This window comes from Chamaesiphon sp. OTE_8_metabat_110, from assembly GCF_031382685.1.
GTDB lineage: Bacteria > Cyanobacteriota > Cyanobacteriia > Cyanobacteriales > Chamaesiphonaceae > Chamaesiphon.
Window position 1 is genome coordinate 1 of the sequence record NZ_JANMZA010000076.1, and the last position, 4,791, is coordinate 4,791.

8 protein-coding genes and 2 pseudogenes are annotated in these 4,791 nt (G+C 48.5%); all 10 read right to left on the reverse strand.

Annotated elements, in window-relative coordinates; all coding sequences use genetic code 11:
* Positions 1-193: pseudogene (locus tag RMO52_RS02945) on the reverse strand (preprotein translocase subunit SecY); the annotation flags it as partial.
* Between the two features lie 196 nt (positions 194-389).
* Complete coding sequence (gene rplO / locus RMO52_RS02950) at positions 390-833, reverse strand: 50S ribosomal protein L15 (RefSeq protein WP_309738360.1); 444 nt, start codon at positions 831-833, stop codon at positions 390-392.
* 188 nt (positions 834-1,021) lie between these two features.
* Entirely contained in the window at positions 1,022-1,627 is a 606-nt protein-coding gene (gene rpsE, locus RMO52_RS02955) for a 30S ribosomal protein S5 (protein WP_309738359.1), read from the reverse strand.
* 24 nt (positions 1,628-1,651) lie between these two features.
* A complete protein-coding gene (rplR, locus tag RMO52_RS02960; RefSeq protein WP_309738358.1) occupies positions 1,652-2,014 on the reverse strand; it encodes a 50S ribosomal protein L18 in 363 nt (120 codons plus the stop codon).
* 8 nt (positions 2,015-2,022) lie between these two features.
* Positions 2,023-2,568 (reverse strand): 50S ribosomal protein L6, encoded by a 546-nt coding sequence (rplF, locus tag RMO52_RS02965; RefSeq protein WP_309738357.1) that lies wholly within the window; start codon positions 2,566-2,568, stop codon positions 2,023-2,025.
* Positions 2,569-2,728: 160 nt separating this feature from the next.
* A complete protein-coding gene (gene rpsH / locus RMO52_RS02970; protein WP_309744708.1) occupies positions 2,729-3,130 on the reverse strand; it encodes a 30S ribosomal protein S8 in 402 nt (133 codons plus the stop codon).
* Between the two features lie 116 nt (positions 3,131-3,246).
* Complete coding sequence (gene rplE / locus RMO52_RS02975) at positions 3,247-3,792, reverse strand: 50S ribosomal protein L5 (RefSeq protein ID WP_309744706.1); 546 nt, start codon at positions 3,790-3,792, stop codon at positions 3,247-3,249.
* 74 nt (positions 3,793-3,866) lie between these two features.
* Entirely contained in the window at positions 3,867-4,211 is a 345-nt protein-coding gene (gene rplX / locus RMO52_RS02980) for a 50S ribosomal protein L24 (RefSeq protein ID WP_309744704.1), read from the reverse strand.
* A gap of 3 nt (positions 4,212-4,214) precedes the next feature.
* Positions 4,215-4,583 (reverse strand): 50S ribosomal protein L14, encoded by a 369-nt coding sequence (gene rplN, locus RMO52_RS02985; RefSeq protein WP_309744702.1) that lies wholly within the window; start codon positions 4,581-4,583, stop codon positions 4,215-4,217.
* 127 nt (positions 4,584-4,710) lie between these two features.
* Positions 4,711-4,791, reverse strand: a pseudogene (locus RMO52_RS02990) (30S ribosomal protein S17); the annotation flags it as partial.

The following is a 4,791-nucleotide window of genomic DNA, read 5'->3' on the forward strand; positions in this document are numbered from 1 at the left end:
CGATGACGGGGCTGTTTCTAATACTTTCGGCAAAGGCGGCTCGATCGATCCCCGGGATCGGGATGAATGTACCCAACCGCGCTAAAATCAACAGGCCGATCGTGACTAAGATGCGACCTCGCAAACCTGCCGCTTGAGCCATCTGCACGAATGTCTCTTGGGCGGATGGTGCTTTTTCTCTACTTGCTTCCATCTAAAGTTACCTCTGAAAATTTATTTAATGTCAAGGTTGAAATATAAAGAACTGTTACCGTTATGAATTCAAGTATACAATTCTCCAGTTAGTTCTGGGATTAAAAAAAGAATCCAGCACTGCCGATCTAGTCTAAACGGCAATCCTGGAGTCAATCTATGGTTTTATTGGCGATAATCCATTAGATGAAAGCATCTTAGATGACTTCACAACTGCCGCCAGCAGCTTCGATTTTGGTGCGCGCTCCAGTTGTGAAAGCTGCGGCTTTACAGTTGAGTGCAACCGTGAGTTCGCCATCACCTAATAACTTTAGTGGGCCGTCATTTGTAGTGACGATCCCAGCAGCCATGAGTGATTTCAGGGTGACTTCACTATTGGCTGGTAATGCTGATAGTTTGCTAACGTTGATGACGGTGTATTCCTTCTGGTTAATCAGGGGGAAATGCTTGAGTTTGGGCAACCGCCGATAGAGGGGCATCTGACCGCCCTCAAATCCAGGACGGGTAGGACTACCGGAGCGGGATTTTTGACCCCGCATCCCGAAACCGCCACTAGCACCTTGTCCGGCAGCAATACCGCGACCGACGCGGCGCTTGCGATGTTTTGAACCCGCTTTGGGTTTTAGATCGATTAATCTCATTTTAATTAGGCTTTAGGCTTTAGGTTTTAGGGATTAGACTTTAGGGGTTAGGTTTTAGGTGGGTGTAGTTAATTATCGGCTCGATAATGCCTGAAACTTAGATGGTGGGCATTGCCCACCCTACAGCTAAGTCTGCAACTAATCAAATTATCCGACCCTAAAGCCCAAAGCCTAAAGCCTAACACCTCTTATGCAAATAGATCGGCGACGGTTAAGCCGCGATCTTCAGCGACTTGGTTGAAGCTGCGAAGGGTTTTGAGGGCGTTGACTGCGGCGCGGGCGTTATTGAGGGGATTGCCCGAACCGAGTTGTTTGGCGAGGATGTTCTTGACACCTGCGAGTTCCAAGACGGTACGGACGGCTCCACCCGCAATTACTCCCGTACCGGGAGCGGCTGGGCGCATCATCACATTAGCACCACCGCCACCACCGACGATCGGATGGGGAATGGTATTAGATTTAGTCAACGGAATGGTAATCAAATGTTTTTTACCATCGGCGACGCCTTTACGGACGGCACCGATGACGTCGCTGGCTTTACCAACGCCGACACCGACTTCACCTTTTTCATTGCCGATGACGACAATCGCCCGGAAGCTGAGCTTTTTACCACCCTTAACTACCTTGCTCACCCGACGGATTTGGATGACCCGTTCTTGGTAGGTAATTTCCTTCTCTTCTTTTTTACCTCTGCCGCCGCCTTTACCGCTGCCGCCTTTACCGCCGCCACCGCCGCGACGATCTCCGCCACCACTGCCGCCGCCACCGCGTCGATCCTGTTGTTCTTGTGCCATAATCTGATATTTACTGAGTTACGATTAGAAATTCAAGCCAGCTTCACGCGCAGCATCAGCGAGAGCCTTGACGCGACCGTGATAAAGATTACCACCGCGATCGAATACTACAAGCTCGATCCCTTTGGCTTTAGCACGTTCGGCGATGAGTTTACCAACTTCGGTAGCTGCATCGATATTAGCACCAGTACTCAATTTTGATTTGAGTTCGGGTTCGAGGGTGGATGCCGCAGCGAGGGTATGTTGCTCGGTGTCGTCGATTACTTGAGCGTAGATGTGTTGGAGAGATCTAAAGACTGCCAACCGGGGTCGTTCAGTCGAACCTTTGACATCTTTACGCACGCGACGGTGGCGGCGTTGAACTGATTCTTTGCGAGTTAATTTCATGTTATGTTCTATTTCTTCCCAGATTTACCAGCTTTCCGGCGGACAACTTCACCTTCATAGCGAATTCCCTTACCTTTATAAACTTCTGGTGGGCGAACATCGCGAATTTTGGCAGCAGTATTACCGACTAATTCTTTATCGATACCACTAATGATGACATTAGTATTCTTTTCTTTCGGAACTTCAATCGTAATCCCCGCAGGCGGATCGATTTTGACGGGAAGACTGTAACCAACGTTGAGAGTCAAGATCCGACCATCGACAGCGGCTCGATAACCAACGCCTTGGATTTCTAGTTTTTTCTGAAATCCGGTGGAGACACCTTCGACCATATTCGCAACCAGCGTCCGGCACAAGCCATGCTGTTGCCGTGCGGGGCGGGATTCATTGGCACGATTTACGACAATCGTTTCACCCTCCATCATGACGACAACGCCAGAGGGAAGGACGCGGGATAGTTCGCCTTTAGGGCCTTTAACCACAACTGATTGACCGTCGAGAGTGACAGTCACTTTAGCTGGTAAAGGAATTGGACGTTTACCAATTCTGGACATATTAATTATTTACTCCTTGTCAATGAAATTGCGAGACACGATCTGTTTCGCAAAGATGAATATTTGAGCCAGGGGAGCAAGATTTAGTAGATATAAAGTTACTAATTTCTGAAAAATCGCGAGTCGATTTTTGACTTACTGACTGCTAGGATTGCCACTATTACCAGACGTAACAGAGGATTTCACCACCGACTCCTTGTTTGCGAGCCTCGCGATCGGTCATAATCCCACTAGAAGTGGAAATCACGGCAATCCCAATCCCACCGAGAACTTTAGGTAAGTCTTTGTGGTTGGAGTAGACGCGCAGACCGGGCTTACTGACCCGTTTGAGGGCGGTAATAATCGGCTGGCGATTTTTGCCTTTGTATCTGAGGGTAAGGACTAATTTTTTCTCAATCCCTTCACCAACTTCTTCGTACTCGCCGACGTAGCCTTCTTGTCTGAGGACGGTAGCAATGCTCCGGGTAAGCTTGGTTGCGGGCAGATTGGTGGTTTGATGTTTGACGATGCTCGCATTCCGAATGCGAGTCAGCATGTCTGAGATAGTATCGTGTGCCGCCATTTGTTGTTTAGGGTGAAAATTAGTGAATAGTGAATAGTGGATAGTGGATAGTGAATAGGGGTGAGCTATTGCTCTCCATCGATCCATACCACGATTGCTGCCGTTGTGTATAAGGGTTAACTTGTACGGAAGGGCATTCCCATTTCTTTTAGTAGTGCGCGTCCGGCTTCGTCGTTATCGGCTGTGGTGATAATCGAGATATCCATCCCGCGAATCTGGTCGATTTGGTCGTACTCGATTTCCGGGAAAATGAGTTGCTCGCGAATCCCAATACTGTAGTTACCGCGACCGTCAAAGCTTTTGGGGCTGATCCCTCGGAAGTCCCGAATGCGGGGGAGAGTCAAGTTGATAAATCTGTCTAAGAAAGCGTACATCCGATCGCCGCGTAGTGTCACCATCACACCGACAGGCATTCCCGCCCGGATTTTAAAACCTGCGATCGCTTTTTTAGCACGGGTGACAACGGGTTTTTGTCCGGTGATTTTAGCGATTTCGGCGATCGAAGATTCGAGCGCTTTAGCATTTGTCGCTGCTTCGCCTAGTCCTCTGTTGACCGTAATTTTGATCACCTTGGGCACTTGCAGCGTATTGGTATAACCAAATTGCTCCATCAGCTTGGGCGTAATTTGCTCTTGAAACTTGGTCTTGAGTTGTTGTGCCATGATTGTTCGAGGATGATTTCCTGGGCTTGGTCAGGATAGATAGCAAGTAATAAATAGACTGAATCGCGATCGATCTAGTCGATGATTTCGCCAGTTTTCTTTAACATGCGGACTTTCTTGCCTTCAGCATTAACCGTATAGCTAATCCGGCTAGCGACGTTTTGTTTGGTCGAGTAGACCATCACTTTGGAGCTGTGAATCGGTGATTCTGACGTATCGATCCGACCCGATTCGCCTTCTTGCGCTGGTTTGATGTGCTTGGTGCGAATACCCACACCTTTGACAATCACCTTGCTCAATTCGGGAATGGACTTGAGAATTTCGCCGATCTTACCTTTATCTCTACCAGAGATAATTTGCACGGTGTCGCCTTTTTTGACGTGCATCCGATGTTTGACTTTAGGTTTTTGGATTGCCATTTGTTAGAGTACCTCTGGAGCCAGGGAGACAATTTTGGTGAAACTTTTGTCGCGAAGTTCGCGAGCGACAGGGCCGAAAACGCGAGTACCTCTGGGGTTGCCTTCAGCATTAACTAATACGGCAGCATTATCGTCAAATCGGATACTCATGCCACTATCGCGGCGCATGGTATGTCTGGTGCGAACGATAACGGCACGAACTACTTCTGATTTTTTGACTGCCATGTTGGGAGTGGCATCTTTGACAACAGCGATAATGGTATCGCCGACGCCGCCATAAGTACGATTACCCGCACCGAGGACGCGGATACACATAATTTTGCGGGCACCGCTATTGTCCGCAACGGTTAAATAACTTTCTTGTTGGATCATTTTGGTATAAGGGGGAGAAGGGAGCGGGGAGAGAGGGGTGTCGATCGGATATTTACGATTAGTTAATAGTTGTAAAACTATTCACTATCCACTATTCACTATCCACTACCCTGACTCCACCACTCAACTAGGCTTTAGTACTGAGAATTTCTGCAAGTGTCCAGCGCTTGGTGCGGCTCAGGGGGCGGGTTTCGAGAATCCGTACTCT

Bases quoted from the DNA above. Each gene is read 5' to 3' on its own strand.
- rplO (WP_309738360.1), bottom strand. From the start codon at position 833: ATGAGATTAATCGATCTAAAACCCAAAGCGGGTTCAAAACATCGCAAG.
- rpsE (WP_309738359.1), bottom strand. From the start codon at position 1,627: ATGGCACAAGAACAACAGGATCGACGCGGTGGCGGCGGCAGTGGTGGC.
- rplR (WP_309738358.1), bottom strand. From the start codon at position 2,014: ATGAAATTAACTCGCAAAGAATCAGTTCAACGCCGCCACCGTCGCGTG.
- rplF (WP_309738357.1), bottom strand. From the start codon at position 2,568: ATGTCCAGAATTGGTAAACGTCCAATTCCTTTACCAGCTAAAGTGACT.
- rpsH (WP_309744708.1), bottom strand. From the start codon at position 3,130: ATGGCGGCACACGATACTATCTCAGACATGCTGACTCGCATTCGGAAT.
- rplE (WP_309744706.1), bottom strand. From the start codon at position 3,792: ATGGCACAACAACTCAAGACCAAGTTTCAAGAGCAAATTACGCCCAAG.
- rplX (WP_309744704.1), bottom strand. From the start codon at position 4,211: ATGGCAATCCAAAAACCTAAAGTCAAACATCGGATGCACGTCAAAAAA.
- rplN (WP_309744702.1), bottom strand. From the start codon at position 4,583: ATGATCCAACAAGAAAGTTATTTAACCGTTGCGGACAATAGCGGTGCC.